The 18,431-nt window shown below is 70.9% G+C and carries 15 protein-coding genes and 2 pseudogenes; 10 read left to right on the top strand and 7 right to left on the bottom strand.

All coding sequences use genetic code 11. The annotated features are described in order from the left end of the window. Positions 1-5 precede the first annotated feature (5 nt). Positions 6-743, top strand: a complete 738-nt coding sequence (locus KUTG_RS41680; protein ID WP_043732467.1) for a class I SAM-dependent methyltransferase — start codon at positions 6-8, stop codon at positions 741-743. A gap of 57 nt (positions 744-800) precedes the next feature. Here KUTG_RS41680 and KUTG_RS41675 read toward each other — a convergent pair whose 3' ends face one another. The 3 genes from KUTG_RS41675 to KUTG_RS41665 all read right to left on the bottom strand — a co-directional run bounded on the left by KUTG_RS41675 (position 801) and on the right by KUTG_RS41665 (position 4,621). Further along, entirely contained in the window at positions 801-1,103 is a 303-nt protein-coding gene (locus KUTG_RS41675; protein WP_043724954.1) for a DUF1540 domain-containing protein, read from the bottom strand. Between the two features lie 300 nt (positions 1,104-1,403). Then, positions 1,404-2,642, bottom strand: a complete 1,239-nt coding sequence (mshC, locus tag KUTG_RS41670; RefSeq protein ID WP_043732464.1) for a cysteine--1-D-myo-inosityl 2-amino-2-deoxy-alpha-D-glucopyranoside ligase — start codon at positions 2,640-2,642, stop codon at positions 1,404-1,406. A 59-nt stretch (positions 2,643-2,701) separates the two neighbouring features. Beyond that, the gene (locus KUTG_RS41665) at positions 2,702-4,621 is read right to left on the bottom strand and encodes a DUF6541 family protein (RefSeq protein WP_043724951.1); all 1,920 of its coding nucleotides are present in this window, start codon (positions 4,619-4,621) and stop codon (positions 2,702-2,704) included. 160 nt (positions 4,622-4,781) lie between these two features. Between KUTG_RS41665 and KUTG_RS41660 the strand changes: the two genes are divergently transcribed. From KUTG_RS41660 to KUTG_RS41640, 5 genes are all read left to right on the top strand, one after another. Beyond that, positions 4,782-5,474 (top strand): dienelactone hydrolase family protein, encoded by a 693-nt coding sequence (locus KUTG_RS41660; RefSeq protein WP_043724947.1) that lies wholly within the window; start codon positions 4,782-4,784, stop codon positions 5,472-5,474. Positions 5,475-6,043: 569 nt separating this feature from the next. Then, positions 6,044-6,691 (top strand): DddA-like double-stranded DNA deaminase toxin, encoded by a 648-nt coding sequence (locus KUTG_RS54610; protein ID WP_052396027.1) that lies wholly within the window; start codon positions 6,044-6,046, stop codon positions 6,689-6,691. Beyond that, on the top strand, positions 6,679-7,218 hold the full coding sequence (locus KUTG_RS41650) for an Imm1 family immunity protein (RefSeq protein ID WP_043724945.1): 540 nt from the start codon (positions 6,679-6,681) through the stop codon (positions 7,216-7,218). The genes KUTG_RS54610 and KUTG_RS41650 overlap by 13 nt, the downstream gene beginning before the upstream one ends. A 94-nt stretch (positions 7,219-7,312) precedes the next feature. Continuing rightward, a complete protein-coding gene (locus tag KUTG_RS41645) occupies positions 7,313-7,813 on the top strand; it encodes an FBP domain-containing protein (RefSeq protein WP_043724943.1) in 501 nt (166 codons plus the stop codon). A gap of 67 nt (positions 7,814-7,880) precedes the next feature. Next, positions 7,881-8,648 (top strand): hypothetical protein, encoded by a 768-nt coding sequence (locus tag KUTG_RS41640; protein ID WP_043724941.1) that lies wholly within the window; start codon positions 7,881-7,883, stop codon positions 8,646-8,648. A 47-nt stretch (positions 8,649-8,695) separates the two neighbouring features. On the opposite strand, the gene KUTG_RS41635 is transcribed toward KUTG_RS41640, so the two are convergent. Continuing rightward, the gene (locus KUTG_RS41635) at positions 8,696-10,651 is read right to left on the bottom strand and encodes a vWA domain-containing protein (protein WP_043724938.1); all 1,956 of its coding nucleotides are present in this window, start codon (positions 10,649-10,651) and stop codon (positions 8,696-8,698) included. Beyond that, positions 10,651-12,054 carry an ATP-binding protein gene (locus KUTG_RS41630; RefSeq protein ID WP_043724935.1) on the bottom strand — a complete coding sequence of 468 codons (1,404 nt, stop codon included), beginning with the start codon at positions 12,052-12,054 and terminating at the stop codon, positions 10,651-10,653. The genes KUTG_RS41635 and KUTG_RS41630 overlap by 1 nt, the downstream gene beginning before the upstream one ends. A 151-nt stretch (positions 12,055-12,205) precedes the next feature. Between KUTG_RS41630 and KUTG_RS66680 the strand changes: the two are divergent. Beyond that, a pseudogene (locus KUTG_RS66680) lies at positions 12,206-12,340 on the top strand (nucleotidyltransferase domain-containing protein); the annotation flags it as partial. 472 nt (positions 12,341-12,812) lie between these two features. Continuing rightward, positions 12,813-12,986: a hypothetical protein gene (locus tag KUTG_RS59625; protein WP_157495159.1), complete on the top strand. Its 174-nt coding sequence runs from the start codon at positions 12,813-12,815 to the stop codon at positions 12,984-12,986. 2 nt (positions 12,987-12,988) lie between these two features. On the opposite strand, the gene KUTG_RS41620 is transcribed toward KUTG_RS59625, so the two are convergent. Both KUTG_RS41620 and KUTG_RS41615 read right to left on the bottom strand, forming a co-directional pair. Further along, positions 12,989-14,467, bottom strand: coding sequence for an alpha/beta hydrolase (locus tag KUTG_RS41620; protein WP_063753633.1), 1,479 nt, complete (start codon positions 14,465-14,467; stop codon positions 12,989-12,991). Positions 14,468-14,525: 58 nt separating this feature from the next. Beyond that, entirely contained in the window at positions 14,526-17,390 is a 2,865-nt protein-coding gene (locus KUTG_RS41615; protein ID WP_052396025.1) for an AfsR/SARP family transcriptional regulator, read from the bottom strand. Between the two features lie 206 nt (positions 17,391-17,596). Between KUTG_RS41615 and KUTG_RS41610 the strand changes: the two genes are divergently transcribed. Next, positions 17,597-18,076, top strand: coding sequence for a YcxB family protein (locus KUTG_RS41610; RefSeq protein ID WP_043724933.1), 480 nt, complete (start codon positions 17,597-17,599; stop codon positions 18,074-18,076). A gap of 29 nt (positions 18,077-18,105) precedes the next feature. After that, positions 18,106-18,431: pseudogene (locus tag KUTG_RS64545) on the top strand (hypothetical protein); the annotation flags it as partial.

Genomic DNA, 18,431 nt, shown 5'->3' with positions numbered 1-18,431 from the left:
TGCTCATGGCGGAATCCGATGAGCAGTACGACGCGCTCGGCCAAACCTACGAGCGGGCCAAGCACATCCCGACCGGCCTGGCCGAGCAGGCGACGTTCATGGCCGCGCTGCCGGACCTCGCCGGCAAGTCGGTGCTGGACGTCGCCTGCGGCACCGGCTTCTACCCACGCCGGTTCGTCGACCTCGGGGCGTCGCGGGTGATCGGCGTCGACTCGTCGGAGGAGATGGTGGCGTACGCGAACTACGTGGAGCGCAGGGAACCCCGCGGCATCTCGTACCGCAAGGAGGACGCCGCCACACTGCCGGTGCTGGGCCGCTTCGACGTCGTGACGGCGGTGTGGCTGCTCGGCTACGCCGACGATCCCGCCGCGCTGGACCGCATGGCCGCCAACCTCGCGGCGAACCTCGCGCCCGGCGGCGATCTGGTGGTGGTCGTGCCCAATCCGGACGCCGACTTCGCCGTGCTGGCCGGACCGTACGGCCGCTACGGCTACCAGGTCATCCGCACCGGCTCGGAGACGATTCGGACTCCGGTGTCCGTGCGGGTGCTGGACGAGCCGGCGTTCGCCTTCGACTCCTTCTACTGGCCCGTCGGCGCCTTCGACGGCGCGCTGCGCCGGGCCGGGCTCGTCGAGATCACCCGCGCGCCGACGGTCCCGCCGGCCGACGACCGCGGCGCGGAGTTCTGGGCGGATCTGCTGCGCAGCCCCAGCTTCGCCGTATTCACCGCGAAGTCCGAATAGCCGACACGCCACCGGCCGGAAACCGCTGATGCGGTTTCCGGGCGGGGCTGCTCTCGGCTACGCCCGGGCGTAGGTCATGCAGTTCGTCGCGTTGCCGCCCTCGCCCGGCGCCACCCGCACGCCGCCCGGCGCGGTGCATTCCAGGTCGCGGTTGTGCGTGCAGTCTCCGCGTGAACAGGCCCCGACCTGGGCAACCGCCATCGGCAGGCCGCCCTTGCGGGCCAGCGGAATGAACGTCGCGCAGTCGGCGTGGCCGTTCTCGCCGCTGACGGTGATCGCGAAGGCGTGGCAGCCGTCGTGGTTGTACGAGCACCCTGTGACGGTGCATTCGCTGACGGCGGGCATCGCGGTGGCGGTCATGAGCACTCCTCATGGAGTTGGTTCGGCGAATCCGACCGTGCCAGCGAATACCCGTGATCGCAACCCGAAAACAATTAGGCGAGCCTTAGCTAAATGTGAGAAAGAATGCGCAATGACACCCCGGGTAGCGTGACCGTGCCGGATGACCTGCCGCCGACGGCGCGGACCGGTCCGAAGTGGACGCTTTCGCGGCGGAGATGGCGTTCAAGGGCTACTACCGCGCACTGGTCGCCGCCCGCCTGCGGCACGCCGCCGCACGCCTGGCGGGGGCAGCCGGTGCGGCCACCCCCGTCAGAGCGGTCAGAGCTGAATGCCGAGCAGCGCGTCCACGGCCGTGCGGATCAGACCCGGGGCCTCGGTGTCGCTGCCGCCGTGGGTCAGCGCCTGCGCGACCCAGGCGTCAACGGCGGCAATGGCCTTCGGCGTGTCCAGGTCGTCGGACAGGTGATCCCGCAGCCGGGCCACGGTGTCGGTGGCGTCCTGCGCCGACGTCAGCGCCACCGCCTCCCGCCAGCGGGCCAGGCGTGCCTCGGCGTCGGACAGCAGGTCGGACGTCCAGGCCCGGTCCTGGCGGTAGTGCCCGGCGAACAGGGCCAGCCGGACCGCACCCGGATCCACGTTGTCGGCCCGCAGCCGGGACACGAACACGAGGTTGCCACGGGACTTGGACATCTTCTCGCCGTCCAGCCCGATCATGCCGGCGTGCGCGTAGTGCCGGGCGAACGGGTGCTTGCCGGTGAGGGCCTCCGCGTGCGCCGCGCTGAACTCGTGGTGCGGGAACACCAGGTCCGAACCGCCGCCCTGGACGTCGAAGCCGTCGCCCAGCCGGTTCAGCGCGATGGCGCTGCACTCGATGTGCCAGCCCGGACGGCCCGCGCCCAGCTCCGACTCCCACGACGGCTCGCCGGGGCGGGCCATGCGCCACAACAGCGCGTCGAGCGGATCCCGCTTGCCGACCCGGTCCGGGTCGCCGCCGCGCTCGGCGAAGAAACCCAGCATGGTCGGGACGTCGTAGTTCGACTCGTACCCGAAGTGCCCGGAGGCGTTGCGGTCGAAGTAGACGTCCGGGTACTCGGCGTCGTCGGCCCGGTAGGCCGCGCCGCTGGCCAGCAGCTTGCCGATGACCTCGACGATCTCCGGGATGGCCTCCACCGCGCCGACGAACTCCCGCGGCGGCAGCACCCGCAGCGCCACCATGTCCTCGCGGAACAGGGCCGTCTCCCGCATGCCCAGCACGACCCAGTCGTCCTGGTCGCGCTGCGCCCGCTCCAGCAGCGGGTCGTCGATGTCGGTCACGTTCTGCACGTAGTGCACCTGGTGCCCGTTGTCCAACCACTGCCGCTGCACCAGGTCGAAGGCCAGGTACGTGGCGGCGTGGCCGAGGTGTGTCGCGTCGTACGGGGTGATCCCGCAGACGTAGATGGTCGCCGTCTCGCCGGGGGCGGTCGGCCGGACCTGCGCGGTCGAGGTGTCGAACAGCCGCAGGGGCCGGGGCGTGCCGGGGACCCGGGGTACCGGGACTGAGGACCAGGTCTGCATGACACCGACACTAACTTGGGCGCCGGTGTGGGACAGCACTCCCCGTCCGACCGGCCGATTCACCCGTCCACGATCTGGGACGCGACCCGGTAGACCTGGGCCTGGGAATTCCGGTACACCAACTTGAGGCCCTTGACCTGGTCGAGGCCGGTCAGGCCGGGCGAGTGGCCAGCGGTCGAGCCGGTGATCGAGCCGTCGGACAGGAAGACGTACTCGATGTGCAGGTCCCGCACCGCGGCCCGCACGGCGGGGTCGGTGTCGAGGCGGTTGAAGCTCTGGAACAGGTGCAGCCGCTGCGGGCCGACGGCCTCGGCGTCGTTGGGGAAGATCGGGGCGTGCCCGAACACCGGGTGCACGTCGGCCAGGGCCCACATCCAGGGGGAACCGTCGTACGGGTCGTTCATCACCATCGACCCGGCCGGGGCCAGCTTCGCCAGCTCCAGCATCGCGTTCCGCTCGGTGTGCGTGACCACCGGGCCGTCCGGGAACGCCACGGCGAGCCGTTCGGTGTTGCGGTTGAGGTAGAGGCCCTTGGTGGCGATGATCACCAGCAGCGCCACCAGCGACACCACCACGACCGACGGCAGCCTCGGCACCAGCCGTGACAGCAGGTTGGCCACCGTGACCAGGCCTACCGCGGCCAGCACGACCAGGCCCATGGCGCCGATCGCGTACAGGCGCCAGGAGTCGTTCCACCACGGCCGCGTGATCGCCTGCACCCAGGCCGCGCCGGAGGTCGCGTCGAGCACGAACAGCAGGCCGAACACCGCTCCGGCGACCAGCCACCACGTGAGCTTTGCCATGCCGCGCACCAGGAACAGGCCGACGAGCCCGGCGGCGCACAGCACTGTCAGCCACACCGCCGGCAGGCCCGTCGACCGGCTGCCGGTGGCGAACTGCGTGGCCGCTGCGGCGGCGTTGAGCCCTGGCGTCCACGTGACGGCCGCGCCGCCCGTCGCGGTGAGCACGCCGAGGACCTGGAAGATCCCCGTGACGCCACCGACCACCGCCACCAACAGCAGCGTGCGCAGGTCGGTCATGGGCACCTTGCGGGCCGAGATCCAGCGCTGGGCCAGGAAGAGCGCGGCCGGGATGGCCGCGGCGATGGTGATGCTGGGGTGCACGGCGGTCAGGCCCACGCCGGCCAGGGCGGTGGCGATGACCGAGCCGGTGGTGGGCGTGGTCAGGACCCTCGACAGCAGCGCCAGGAAGGCCGGGCTGAGTGCCACGCCCGCGGTGAACGGGAACAGCGGGCCCCAGGTGAGCGTGTCATACGGGAATTGCGTGAACGCGCAGGCCAAAAGGCCCGCGGCGGCCGCGAGGCCGGGCCTTTTGGTGACCTCGACCACCATCACGGAAATCGACAGACTGAACAGTCCGATCTGAAATCCGTTGCTCACGTCGAGCACCTGCGGTATCGACCAGCCGCCGATCTGCGCCACCGTCGCGTCCAGCACGTGATAGGCGTTCGGATAGAAGAAGCTGGCACTTCCGGTCGAATTGATCGCCGCGAGCGCCGCCGGCGACGAGTTTCCGGTGTCGGCGATGAACCGCACGGCGTTGGCGTGGAACTCGGCGTCCCACCACTGCGGAATGGCCGTGAAGCCGCTCGCCCGCAGCATCGCCAGCAGGCCGACTCCCGTCGCCGCGACCACCGCCCCGGCCACCATCCAGTGCCGTGACCTGGGCCAATATAGCGCTACCCGCTCCTCCGGCCGGTTGATCAGCCGGCGGACGCCGTAGACCACGGCCGCGCACAGCGCACTCGCCGCGAACAACGTGAGAGCATTCCAGCGAATGCCCATAATCGGTGCCAGCGGTCCGACAATTCCGATCACGCCATAGGTCAGCACCGGCGACGCCCCGGCCAGCAGCCAGCCGCGAATTCCCGTCGCGAATCCGATGATGAAACCCGGCACGATGACGACCAGCAGATAGACCGCGGCCGTCATCGCGACGGCGAACGCCGCCCCGATCATGTATTTCCCCCAGCATCCAGGGCCCACGCCGGCATTCCCCCGGCCGACGCACGCCTCTTACGCGATGTACGTCCACAGGACGGCCCCGGCGAATTGTTCGTTGTCCTGCGACCCGGGTCGTTATCGACCCGAGACCATCCAGCTGGTAGAACCGCACACCGTGACGACTCGAGTGGACGCCGTCGGCGACTTCGATCTGCCGGTGTGGTTACCGGCCGGCGGGCAGGGCCCCGCAATCGTGCTGGTCCAGGAGATCTTCGGCCTGGACGACTACCTGCGCTCCGTGGCCGCCGACCTGGCCGCCGCCGGCTTCGTGGTCGGCGTGCCCGACCTGTTCTGGCGCACCGACCCCGGCTGGTCCTCCGGCCACGACGAGGCCGGCCTCACCGCCTCCATGGCCGTCGCCGCCGAGTTCGACCCCGCCCTCGGCGTCTCCGACGTCGCCGCCAGCCTTGCCCACCTGCGCTCCCTCCCCGAGGTCACCGGCAAGGCCGGCGCCCTCGGCTTCTGCCTCGGCGGCTCCCTCGCCTACTCCCTCGCCGCCACCGCCTCCCCCTCCCCCGACGCCGTCGTCTCCTTCTACGGCTCCACCGTCCCCGCCCAGCTCGACCTCCTGGACCGCATCACCTGCCCCCTCCAGTTCCACTTCGGCGGCCAGGACCCCTACATCCCCCGCTCCGACATCGCCACCGTCGAGGCCGCCGTCGCCGCCCGCCCCAACGTAGAGATCCACATCCAGGAACAGGCCGGCCACGCCTTCCACAACCACGCCGCCCCCCTGTTCCACAACCCCACCGCCGCCGCCGCGGCCTGGCAGCTGGCCACCGCCTTCCTCGCCACCCACCTCCACTAGGCACAGCAGGAAGGAAGGACAAGCGCGGGCCGGACCAGCACCTCCGCCGTGCTGGCCCGCCAAGCCAGGCGAAAAGCGCCGCAAACCAGCGCGTGGGGCCCACCAAGGAACGGGCCCGTCAAGCCCGGCGGGACGGAGAGGGCCCGCCAGCTCAGGTGAGTGGAGCCGCCAGGCCCGGCGAGAACGACATGGCCCGCCGGGCCCGGTGAGCGGAGTCTCTAAGCCCGGCGAGAACGCGAGTCCCGTTCTCGGGTTGGCGAGGCCCGTCCTCAGGCCACCAGGCCGCACAACCGACCGCCGCCACAGGCCTGAGGGCGGGACTCGGCGCGGTACCCGAGAGCGGGACTCGCGCAACAACGGAACCTGCACCATGCCTGCCCGGCAGCGGGACTCGCGCCACTCCCTAACCCGCGCCATGCTTGTCCGGGAGGGAGGGACCGACTGTGGCCAGCATCGGTGACGTAGTCGCCCGATTCCGCGCGGTCCTCACCTCATGTGGCAGGGGTACGGCGAGGCTCCGTGATGCCCGTCAAGAACTCAGAAGCTCGCTGGACACCCTCACGCAGGTCATGGCCGGGGCAGGCGACGACGAATCGATCAGGCTTCTCGTACACGCCCTTGCTGCCGTCGACGCCGCCCGCGATGCCGTCCTGGCCGCCGCGGACGGCGTCCAACGTGAGGTGAGCCGGCTCGATCCGCACGCATCCACCAGCAACGCGACCACGAGCGGCGCAGACACGGCCCCGGCCGGCTGGGCGCAGACACCAGTACCCCCGGCAAGCCACCACAGCCGCCCATCGACCGAACTGATCCAACAGCTTCGCGATGAGCTGCCGCCGCCTGTCGTCAGAGGTTCCGGGCAGAAGACACACGGCCGGTGGGTCACGCCGGACGGCACCGCACAACCACTGATCAGCGGCCGCGACGAGTTGACCGAGCAGGTCAACGACGTTCTACGGCGGATGGGATGCCCGACCCTGCCGGTAGTGGCGTCGGCGGACGTGGAACTGAAGTTGGCCACGCTCATGCGTGAGCAGGGCAGGACCAACCCCGACATGCGCCATCTCACCGTCGTGATAAATCATCGACCATGCAGAGGTCGTCTGGGCTGCGAGGGGCTGCTGCCGGCCGTGTTGCCCGAGGGCTACACGTTGACCGTCCATGCTCCGAACTATCAGAAACGGTTCACCGGAGGTGCGAAGCCGTGGTGGCGCTAGAAGCGTGGTACGACCCGGATGACGACGACCCGATCCGCATCACCAGCGCCGCCGACGCAGACGCTCTGTTGGACCGCATGGCCGCCGACGGCGCGGGGTTCGCGGTTCCGCCCCTCGCGGAGCTGTCCCGCCACGACGACGAGTGGGCGGTGGCCTACGTGGGCGTCAACGTCGCGACCGGGCGCGGGATCATGACTCACTCCGACGCCACCGGTTCGGCGATGACCATCGGGGGCGACGCCGCAGGAGCGGTGGCGTACGACTACATGGGGAACGTCCGCGAGCTGCCCGGCAGCGCCGAGATACCTCTGGCCGATCTCCGGCGGGCCGCCACCGGTTCGGCGATGACCATCGGGGGCGACGCCGCAGGAGCGGTGAAAGAAAGAAAAAAATGGGGAACGTCCCCCCACCTAACACGGCAGCGCCGAGATACCTCTGGCCGATCTCCGGCGGGCGGTAGAAAGAGTTCGTCACAAACACACAAGTGCCCGGCCGACGTCGGTCGGCTGGCGGCCGCCGAGCAGTAGCGCGGGCGCGGAAAAACAAAGCATCATGCTTGCCCGAGAGCGGGACTCGCGGGTTGACGGAAACCCGGTTGCCTGGGTGGGCGATGATGCCTCTGTGGAACCTCTCGACGAAGCAACGATCCGCGCGTCCTTTGTGAACTGTTCGAAGGGGGAGGCGCGGCGGCTGAGCATGCCGGGGCGGCTGGGCGAGGTGGGGTGGGCGGATCTGGACTTCCTGGGGTGGCGGGATCCGAAGGCGCCGGCGAACGCGTATCTGGTGCTGCCCCGGTACGGCGAGGTGGTGGGCCTGGCGATGAGGGCGGCGGCGCCGCACAAGAGCCAGCTGAAGCGGTCGCTGTGCGCGCTGTGCCAGACGACGCATGCCGCGGCGGACGTGTCGCTGTTCGCGGCCAGGAGGATCGGCCAGGCGGGCAAGCTGGGCAACACGGTGGGCACGTACATCTGCGCGGATCTGGCCTGCAGCCTGTACATCAGGGGCAAGCGCAAGCCGTCGACGCCGACCCCCCGGGTCTCGTCCACTGTGGACGACGAGGTGGCCAGGACCATGGCCAGCCTGAACAAGTTCGTGGACGAGGTGCTGACGGACAACGCCTGAGTCCCCTTGCGACAAGTGGATCAAGGGCTTCAGCGCACGGTCAGCCCCCGCGGTTAAGGTCCCGCGCGTGGAGACGATCGACGACTTCGGCACGGTGCTGAGCACCCACCGCGTGAACAACAAGCGACGCCTGGTGACGGGCTTCGCGGCACTGGCCGTCGGGGCCCTCTTCGGCGTGCCGGGTGTGCTCCTGCTGATCACCGTGGACGACACGGTCAGCTACGCGGCCAACCGCACGATCGGCGTCGCGGTCGGCATCGGCCTGGTCGGGCTGGTGATCGCGGCGATGTCGCTGAGCCGGGCGATCCGGGGCGGCGCGGACGAGTACTTCGAGGTGCGCGAGCACGGCATCGTGCACGCCACGGCCCGGCAGGTCCGAGGCTGGACGTGGGACAGCATCAGCGACGTGGTGATCAGTCGCCCGGTGCGGGAGACGCGGCTGTCCCGGGGACTGGGCAACGGGCGGAGCCTGGTGTCCTTCGATGACGGCAACAAGGCCCGGTTCGACGGCACGGCGGCCGACCGGGAGGCGCTGGAGGCGGCGATCCGGGCGCGCTTCCCCGGTGTGGTCCGCAGCGACCGCCTGGACGTCCTGCGCAGGCTCGGCGCGTGGTGGCTGGCGTTCGCGGCGGTGTTCCTCGCGGCCGGCATCTGGATGGTCGTCACGATCGCCGGCTCGAAGTCCGAGCAGATCGTGGACAACGGCAGCGGCAGCACGGCGATCGAGATCTCGACGGTCAGCGACGCCGGCTACGCGTGGCTCGCGGTGGGCCTGGTGGTGTGCCTGGCCGGCCTGATCACCAGCCTCGTCCTCTACTCCGCGTCCCGACGTTGACGCCGGACCGCCTGACACCCGACGACGGGCATCAGGCGGTCACAACCTCACCGCTGGCGGCGGTTGCGGAGGTAGTCGCTGACCACGGCGGCGCCGAGGCCGTCGAGGTCGGGCGCGATCACCCGGCCGCCGCTGCGGCGGGCGATCACGTCGACGAAGTGCTCCAGCCGAGGGTCGTCGCCGAGCCGGAACACGCTGACGGACGCGCCCAGCTTGGCCAGTGCGTCGACTTCGACCAGGGTCTTGCCCAGGGTCCGCTGCATGGGCGGATAGTTGAACACCGCCTCGCCGTCGGACTCCAGGTGCGCGGTCGGCTCGCCGTCGGTGACGACGAGCACCACCGGCTGCGCGTCGGGGTGCCGCCGCACGTGCCGGCCGGCCAGCAGCAGCGCGTGGTGCAGGTTGGTGCCCTGCTCCCAGGCGCCCTCCAGCGCGGTCAGCTCGCCGATGTCCACAGTGGACGCGTGCCGCCCGAAGGTGATGAGCTGCAACGCATCCGTGCGGAACCGGGTGGTGATCAGCTGGTGCAGGGCCAGCGCGGTGCGCTTCATCGGCAGCCACCGGCCGTCCTGCACCATCGACCACGACGTGTCCACGCACAGCGCGACCGCGGCCCGGGCCCGCTGCTCGGTCTCCCCGATCTCGACGTCCTCGACGGCCAGCCGGACCCGGCCGCCGCCCGAGGAAGCCGTGCGCAGCACCGCATTCCGCACGGTTCGGGACACGTCCCACGGCTCGGTGTCGCCGAACTCCCAGGCCCGCGTGGACCCCGTCGGCTCGCCGGCCGCGCCCGCCTTGTCGCTGTCCCGCTCGCCACGGCCCCTCATCTGGTCGACGACCTGACGCAGCGCCGTCTCCCCGAGCCGCCGCAATGCCTTGGGCGTCAAGCGAAGGCTGCCGTCGGCGGCCCGCTCCAGCAGGCCCTGCTGCTTCAGCTCACGCTCCAGTTGGGACAGTCGCCGGGCGTCGACGCCCGCCTCCTGCCCGAGCTGACGCACCAGCGCCTCGGCGTCGATGTCCTCCAGCGAGGCGCCCGGGTAGGACTGCGCCAGCTGTTCGGCCAACGCGTCCAGCTCGGCCAGGTCCTGCATGGCCTGGGCGCCCTCGCCCAGCCCCATCGGGTTCTTGCCGCGGAAGCGGGCCGAGCCGGTCCAGTCCTCCCCCGGCCGCAGCTGCTGGAGGTGGGCGTCGAGCAGGTCGAGCTGCGCCCCGAGGCTCGGGTCGCCGAACGCCTGTTGGCCCAGTTGAGCCAACTCCGCCCGCTGCTCGTCGGTCATCGAGTTCAGCATCCGCTGCGCCGCCGCCGACCGCTGCGCCAGCAGGTCGGCCAGTTCGTCGGTGTTCTGCGGGTTCTCCGGGAAGAACTCGCCGTGCTTGCGCATGAACTCCTGGAACTGCTCGGTGGTGTCGTGGCCCGCCGAGTGCGCCGACAGCAACGAGTTCAGATCGGCCAGCATGTCCCTGATCCGCGCCACGTCCTGCGGCGTGGCATTTTCCATGGCCTGCTTCATGCCCTGGAAGCGCTGTTCCAGCATCTCCCGGCCGAGCAGGTCCTGGATCTTCTGGAACGACTCGCGGGCCTCGGAGGACTGCCAGTCGTAGTTGGACAGCTCCGTGACCTGCGCGGCGGTGCCGGGCGGCAGCGCGTCGAGCTGCGCCTCCCGGAACCGCGCGTCGTCGGACGGGTTCGGGAACAGCTCCCGCCGCTCGGCCGTGAGGGCCTCGTTCAGCAGCTGCTGCACCTCACGCATGGTGCCGTCGAGGTTGTTGCGGCGCTGGATCTGCGCGCGCCGCTCCCACACCCGGCGGGTCAGGTCGTCGAGGCCCTGCGTGCCCTGCACGCCCCTGCGCATCAGCTCACGCAGCGCGGCCTGCGGCGACGAGCCCTCCATCACCTCTCGCCCCAGCTCGTCCAGCGCCGCCCGCAGATCCGGCGGCGGGGCGAGTGGATCCGCACCACCGAGCCACTCGTGGTAGCGGTAACGCCGTGCCGGGGTCGCCATCAGCCGTAGACCGTGGTCTCGTCGTCGGCGTCCTTGCCCAGCTGACGGCTCAGGTAGAGGTACTCCAGCGCGAACTCGACGGCCGACGCGATCCAGCCGGCCGGCTGGTCGGCCTTCACGTCCAGACGCGCCGCGACCTCGTGCAGCACCGGCAGTTCCGGCAGCGCGGCCAGCACCTCGTCGGCCGGCACACGCTCGCCCGTGGCCACCGGGTGGCCGTCGGTCACGGCCTCGGCCAGCGACTTCAGGTTGAGCCCGGCCAGCTTGCCGCGGGCCGTGTCGGCGACCGAGCGGCGCAGCAGGTGGTCGAGGATCTCGTGCTCGCGGCCTTCCTCGCCGGACTCGAACTCCAGTTTGCCGCGCAGCACCGACGGCACCGCCTCCAGGTCGACCGGACGCGCGACGGCCGGCGACTCGCCGGTCAGCGCGGCCCGACGCATCGCCGCCGCCGCCACCGTCTCGGCCGCCGCGATGGCGAACCGGGCGGACACGCCGGAGCGCTGGTCGATGGACGGCGACTCGCGCAGGTGCCGCACGAAGCGCGCGATCACCTCGATCAGGTGGTCGCCTACCTCGGCAACGAGCTGGGCCTCCTGGTGGATCAGGTCGATCTCGCCGGCCACCTCCAGCGGGTAGTGCGTGCGCACCTCCGCGCCGAAGCGGTCCTTGAGCGGCGTGATGATGCGGCCGCGGTTGGTGTAGTCCTCGGGGTTGGCCGTGGCCACGAGCAGCACGTCCAGCGGCAGCCGCAGCGTGTAGCCGCGGATCTGGATGTCGCGCTCCTCCATGACGTTGAGCAGCGCGACCTGGATGCGCTCGGCCAGGTCGGGCAGCTCGTTGATGGCCACGATGCCGCGGTGGGCGCGCGGCACCAGTCCGAAGTGGATGGTCTCGGGGTCGCCCAGGCTGCGGCCCTCGGCCACCTTCACCGGGTCCACGTCGCCGATGAGGTCGCCGACGGAGGTGTCGGGGGTGGCCAGCTTCTCGGTGTAGCGCTGGGAACGGTGCAGCCAGGCCACCGGCAGCTCGTCGCCGAGCTCGGCGGCGCGGCGGCGGGAGGCGGGGCTGATCGGGTCGAGCGGGTGCTCGGCCAGCTCGGCGCCGTCGATCACGGGCGTCCACTCGTCGAGTAGTCCGGCGAGGGTGCGCAGCAGGCGGGTCTTGCCCTGGCCGCGCTCGCCGAGCAGCACCACGTCGTGGCCCGCGATGATCGCGCGCTCCAGCTTCGGCAGGACCGTGCGGTCGAAGCCGAGGATGCCCGGCCACGGGTCACGCCCGGCGCGCAACGCGTCGAGCAGGTTGTCCCGCAGCTCGGCCTTCACGGAGCGGGGCTCGTGCCCGGCGGCGCGCAACTGGCCCACGGTCGTCGGGAGCGAGTGGGATGGGGTCGGAACAACTGTCACCCTGATGAAAGTAATAGCCGTGGGCAAATAGGTCGACGTGGAGCAACTCCACCGCCCGACTTCGTGACCTCGCGCGACCTGCCGTTTCCCGCCGCGGTGGCGTATAATTCGGAAGACGTGCGGGCCCCCGGCTCGGGCAGACTCCGTGACCATGGTCGACCTGCCGTCTTTCGCTGCTCGGATAGCCGATGTGTCCGATGTGTCCGGTGTGGTCGGCGTCGTGCTCGGCGGCTCGCGTGCCCGTGGCACCGCCGACGCCCATTCCGACACCGACATCGGCGTCTACCGCCGAGGCGAAATGGATTTGTCCGCTCTCCGCGAAATCGCCGCCGAGTACCCCGGATCCAGCGTGACCGAGCCCGGCGAGTGGGGTCCCTGGGTCGACGGCGGCGCGTGGCTGAGGACGCCCGGTTCCAAGACCGACCTGTTGTGGCGGGACCTCGACCGGGTCCACGTCGTCCTGGCCGAGGCCCAGCGGGGCGTGGTCCGCTGCGAGCAACAGGTCGGGCATCCCCTGGGTTTCTTCTCGTACGCGTACCTGGCCGAGTTGGCCACCTGCAAGGTCCTGGACGACCGGTTCGGGGCGTTGGCCGAGGTGCTGGCCGCCCTCGATCCCTATCCCCCGTCGCTGGCCGCCGCGATCGAGGGCTCGTACGGTTTCGAGGCCCGGGTTCAGCATCGAGAACGCCGTTGTCCCCGCCGCTCGGGGCGATCGCTTCTCCGCCACCGGTTTCCTGTTCCGGGGCATCGGCTGCCTGGTGCACGTGCTGCACGCCCGGGCCGGGGCGTGGCTGGCGACGGAGAAGAACGCCGTCTCCTCGGCCGCCAAACTGACCGGCGCGCCGGAAGATCTCGCGAAACGGGTGGAGCACATCCTGTCCACAATGGACACCGAGGCCGCGCGGGACCTGCTGACCGAGTGCCGCCTCTGAGGTCAGTGCCGCAGCTCAGGGACGGCCGAAGGGGCGACGGAGCCGGCAGTCGGCGCGGTGGGCCACTCCGCCGGGCAGTGCGTGCCACGGGCCGGCAGCTTGAGGTCGACCAGATAGGCGTCGATGGCGTCACGGGCGCAGAGGCTGTTGCTGTAGTCGCCGTGGCCGGTGCCGTCGTAGGTGAGCAGCGTGGCCGTGGGGATCTGCTTCGCCACGTTCGTGGCCCACTCGTACGGGGTGGCGATGTCGTGGATGCCGTTGGTCATCAGCACCGGCGGGGCGTTGCGGATCCGCAGGGCGTGCTGGGGGTTGTTCAGCGGGCCGGTCCAGCCGAGGCAACTGGTGACGTCGGAGAAGAAGTCGGAGAAGTGGGTGTGCGGCGCGGCGGCCTCGGACACGGATCGCAGGTCGGCCAGGGCGTGGTAGGAGTTGACGGTCGGCCAGGTCCAGTCGGAGCACCAGATGGCCTGGTAGCTGTTGTCCTCCGTCGTCACCGGGGCGAAGGCCGGCGTTCCCAGCTTCTTCAAGGAGTCGGCCAGACCGAACCAGGCGCGGGCGGGGTGGTACATGGCTTCGAAGGCCAGGTCCCGCAGTTCGTCGGCGGACACCGCCTTGCCGGTGGAGTCGACCAGCGTGCCAGCGGAGGCCTTGGCGTACAAGGAATCCCAGAGAGCCAACACGTCCTGGCCGTGCAGCGAGCAGGAAGCTGTCCGTGCGCACCAGGCAGCGAAGTCCTTGAAGGAGTTCTCGAAGGCCAGCGCGGCGGTGGCCTCGTAGCGCGTGGCGCCGATGCTGTGATCCATGTTGGAGTCGATGGCGATGGCACGCAGGCGGTCGCCGAACAGCTCCAGGTACTGCTGGCCGATCTGGGTGCCGTAGGAGACGCCGAAGTAGTTGACCTTCGACTCGCCCAGGTCCCTGCGCAGCAGGTCCATGTCGCGCACCACGCTGACCGTGTCCACGTGGTCGAAGAGCTTGCCGTTCAAGGCTTTGCAGTTGTCGGCGACGCGGTCGTTGTGGGCCAGCAGGTCGCGGTACTGAGTCCGGGTGGCCGGCACCCACTCCACCGGTTCGTCCAGAATGGACTGATCGCAGGCGATGTCGGAGCTGCGGTTGGTGCCGCGGGGGTCGAAGCCGACGATGTCGAAATCGTCGATCAGCGCCTGGTAGCGGGGATTGGCCGAGATCGACAGGGCGTAGTCGACGCCGGATCCGCTGGGACCGCCAGGATTGACGAACAGCACTCCCTTGCGCTGCAAAGGCTTCGACGCCTTGTGCCGGGCGATGGCCATGCCGGTGCTCGCGCCGCCGGGTCGGTTCCAGTCCACCGGGATCGACACCGTCGCGCAGTCGGCGTCGGGACGGCCCGCACACGCCTGCCACTGCACGGAATCCACGCCGGCCGCAGCGGGGGCGATCGACGGGACCACCCCTAAGGCAAGAACAGCGAGCCCGACCAGCACTCTGCGCAACAGCACCATCGGCCAACCATGGCGAACCGGTAATCCGGCCACAAGCGTGACGTATTCACACCGGGACCTACTTGGCCCGGCGCACCCCGGCCGCGGCGTCGATGGCGGCCAAACGGCGGCGCACCTGTTCCACCCGATGGTCGCCGACCTGCTCCAGAATGGCCAGTGACTGCTCCCAGGACTCCTTGGCCTCGGCCAGCCTTCCGTCCTCGTGCAACACGCTGGCCAGCTCGTGCAGCGACCACGCCTCGCCCGGGCGGCCGCCGGACTCCCGGAACAGGCGCACGGCCCCGCGGAAGCAGTCGGCGGCCCGGTCCAGCTTGCCGAAATGCCGGTGCGCCTCCCCCAGCTCCCGGTACACCTTGATCGCCCCGGCCCGGTCGTCCATCTCCACGAACAGCCGCAGCGCCCGGTCGAAGTTGGCCACGGATTCCTGGTACCGCCCCAGAACCCGGCAGTACGAGCCGAGGTGGCTCAGCGACCACGCCTCGCTCCACCGGTCCCCGCTCTCGCGGCTGGTGGCCAGGGCCCGGTTGGTCAGCTCGAAGGCTTCATCCACCCGGCCGGCCCAGAAGTAGGCCGACCCCAACGCGCCGCCGACGACGTGGTCCAGCGGGCCGCCGGACAGCGGCTCGTACACGACCCGGGCCCGCTCCATGCACTCCAGCACCTGCATGTGCCGGCGGAGTTCGTTGTAGCAGTAGCCGAGCCCGATGAGCAGCCGCACCTCGCCGTACCGGTCCCCGGCCGCGACGGCGGCGCCGATACCGGTCTGGTGGCTGCTGATCCACTCCGGCCACGGGGTGCGCAGCGCGAAGAACGCCCACATGGCACCGGGAATGCCGGTGGCGTGGTAGGTGTCGCCGAGCTCGGCCGCCTGGGCCGTGGCGGCGACGAGGTTGGCCAACTCCGTCTCGCACCAGGCCAGGGCGGCGCTGCTGTCGACGAATGTCGCCGGCTGCCCACCGGGCACTGGCGGCGGCAGCTCGGAGCGCCGTCGGTACGGGGCGAGCATCTCGTCGACCGTGTTGGCAGTGTGCAGGTAGAAGTCCAATAGCCGGCTGACGGCGGCGATCCGCTCGGCCCGACTGTCGTGCTCGGCGGCGCACTCGGCCGAGTAGACCCGCAGCAGGTCGTGGAATCGATACCGGTCACGGCCGACGCCCTCCAGCAGGTGCCCGCTGGCCACCACGTCGAGCAGCCGCCGCGCCCGCACCACCGGCACGTTGGCCAGCGCTGCGGCGGCGGCCACGCTGATCTCGGTGCCGGCGTGCAACCCGAGCATGCGGAACATGCGCGCCGGCTCCGGCTTCAACGCGTGGTACGACCACGAGAACACGGCCCGCACGGCCGTGCTCTCGTCGTCGACAGCGAGCACGTCCAGCCGGGCCCGCTCGTCGGCCAGCTCCTGGCACAGGTCGTCCAGGTCCAGGTGCGGACGGTCGTTGAGCTGCGCGGCGGCGATCCGCAGGGCCAGCGGCAGGTGCCCGCACAGCCGGGCCAGCTCGGCGGCGGCCTCCGGCTGCGCCTCAATCTGCGCCTTCCCCACCCCGGCCGCCAACATCTGCACGGACTCGCGCTCGTGCAGCACGTCCAATGTCACGCGGTGGGCCCCGTCGCGGGCCACCAGCCCGCCGAGCCGGCTGCGGCTGGTCACGATCACCGAGCAGCTGGGGCTGCCCGGCAGCAGCGGCCGCACCTGGTCGGTGCTGGCCGCGTTGTCCAGCAGCACGAGCATGCGCTTGCCGGCGATGAGGCTCCGGTACAGCCCGGCCTGCTCGTCGGTCTCGGCCGGGATCGCCGCCGCCTCGACACCGAGGCCACGCAGCAGCTGCCCCAGCGCGGCGGCGGGTTGCAGCGGCGGCTGCTGCGGGTCGAAACCACGCAGGTTGACGTAGAGCTGCCCGTCCGGGAACTGCCCGGCGATGCGGTGGGCGACGTGCACGGCCAGCGCGGTCTTGCCGATGCCGCCGCTGCCGTCGATCGCCGAGATCACGGCGACGGTCCGGTCGCCGCCGACCAGCACGTCCTCCAACTGCGCCAGCTCACCCACGCGTCCGGTGAAGCCGGGCACGTCATGCGGCAGTTGGGCCGGCTTGGGGATGGCGGCCAGGCCGGTGCTGATCGGCGCGGCGGCCGGGGCCGGCGCGGCCGGCTTGTCGGCGATCAGGTCGCGGTGCAGTTCCCGCAGCTCGGGGCCCGGTTCGATGCCCAGCTCGTCGACCAACACGCGTCGAGCGTCCTCGAACACCTCCAGGGCGTCGGCCTTGCGCCCGGCGCCGTAGAGGGCGGTCATCAGCAGCGCCCGCGGCCGTTCACGCAGCGGCTGCTGGCGCACGACCGGCGACAGCTCGGCCACGGCGTCGTCGTTGCGGCCCAGCGCGATCAGGGAGTCGGCCAGCGACTCGACCGTGGCCAGCCGCAGCTCGTCGACCCGGGCCCGTTCGCCCGCGACGAACGGGCAGGAGATGCCGTCGAACGGCAGCCCCCGCCACAGCCGCAGGGCCGACTGGAGCTGGACCACCGCGCCGTGAAGATCGCCTGAACTTCGCGCGATTCTTGCCCGTTCACGCAGCTGCTCGGCGCGATCGCAGTCAAGTGCGCCCGGATCGAGCCGGAGCATGTAGCCGGAATTCGCGCCGGCCGAGACCAGAAGGGCGCTGGGCGCGCGACTGGGCCGATCGGGTTCAAGGGCGCGACGCAGGGCCGAGAGGTAGGTGGAGACACTGCCGCCGGCAGTCGTCGGCGGATCGTCGCCCCACAGGGCATCGACCAGTTCCGTGCGGCCGACGGCGCGATTCGCGCGCAGTGCCAGCAGCGCCAGCAGCGCGCGCTGCATCGGGGGACCCAGTGCGATCTCGCGATCCCCGAGGATCGCCCGCACCGGTCCCAGCACCTCGACCCGCAGCGGAACCCCGTTCGCCGCGTGCACCTTTCCACCACCTGCCCCAGCAGAGCCGCGCCGGGAGCATACAGCGCGAAAGAGAATGCGAACCGTTGTCAGTTCTCTCACGGACAGTGGGCGTTGATGACGCTCGGCGAACCTGGACAACCGCCCGGCGCGCCGAAGTGGCAATCGATCACTCTTCTGGAGCAGACTGTCGCTTCCGCAGTGTGACGTAGATTACGGAGGCGCCAGTGCGCGTCGAGTTCTCCTGGGAGCCGGAAGCGGCCGATCGGCGCGACGCCCTGCGCGCCGTCGCGCCCGCGGTCCGATGGGCTCCCGCTTTCGCGGTCTGCCTGGTGGTCGTGGCGGCCGTCCTGTTGCTCGCCGACAACACCTCGGCGGCGGTGCTGAGCCTGGTGGCGGCCGCCGCGGTGGCCATCGGCGTGCCGTGGCAGGCCAGCCTGCTCTACCGCGACACCCTGTCCGCGAACCAGCGCGTGCGGGCCACCGCCGACGAGTTCGCGCTGCGCATGCACGGCATGGGCCTGCCCGACGAGCTGGCCTGGTCCTGCATGCAGAGCTGGCAGGAGACCGAGCACGGCATCGTGCTGCGCATCGGCGCGCGGGCCCACGGGCCGGTGTACGCCGTGCCGCACCGGGCTTTCGCGCTCCCGTCGGATGAGCACATGTTCCGCGAATTGCTGATCCGCCGGGTGGGTCCGACCGGCTGATCCGATCCGCCTCTGTAATGTCGTGAGGCGTGTCCTGTCCGAGCGCGACGTTGGTCGTGTGGACGTCAGCCTGGCTGCACGGCGTTGCCGCGGCCGACGACGTCCTCGACGCCCTCCAGATCTGGGCCGAGCTGCACGAGGTGGTGGCCGACGACGACGGCACCGCCACCGCGCTCGACCTCCCCGGCCCCGACGAGATGCCGGCGGCGCCCGCGATGCTGCTCGCGGCGCTGCGGCGCACCCAGGCCGGCGACGGCCGCCTGGTGCTGCCGATCCCGGGCGACACCCGCGGCCTCGGCGGCAACGGCCCGCTGAGCGCGACCGCGGTGCGGGCCGGGCAGGCCATGGTGCTGCC

The organism is Kutzneria sp. 744, assembly GCF_000568255.1.
Classification (GTDB): domain Bacteria; phylum Actinomycetota; class Actinomycetes; order Mycobacteriales; family Pseudonocardiaceae; genus Kutzneria.
Note: the sequence above shows the minus strand (reverse complement) of the source record. Positions and strands in the feature narration are given on the sequence as shown.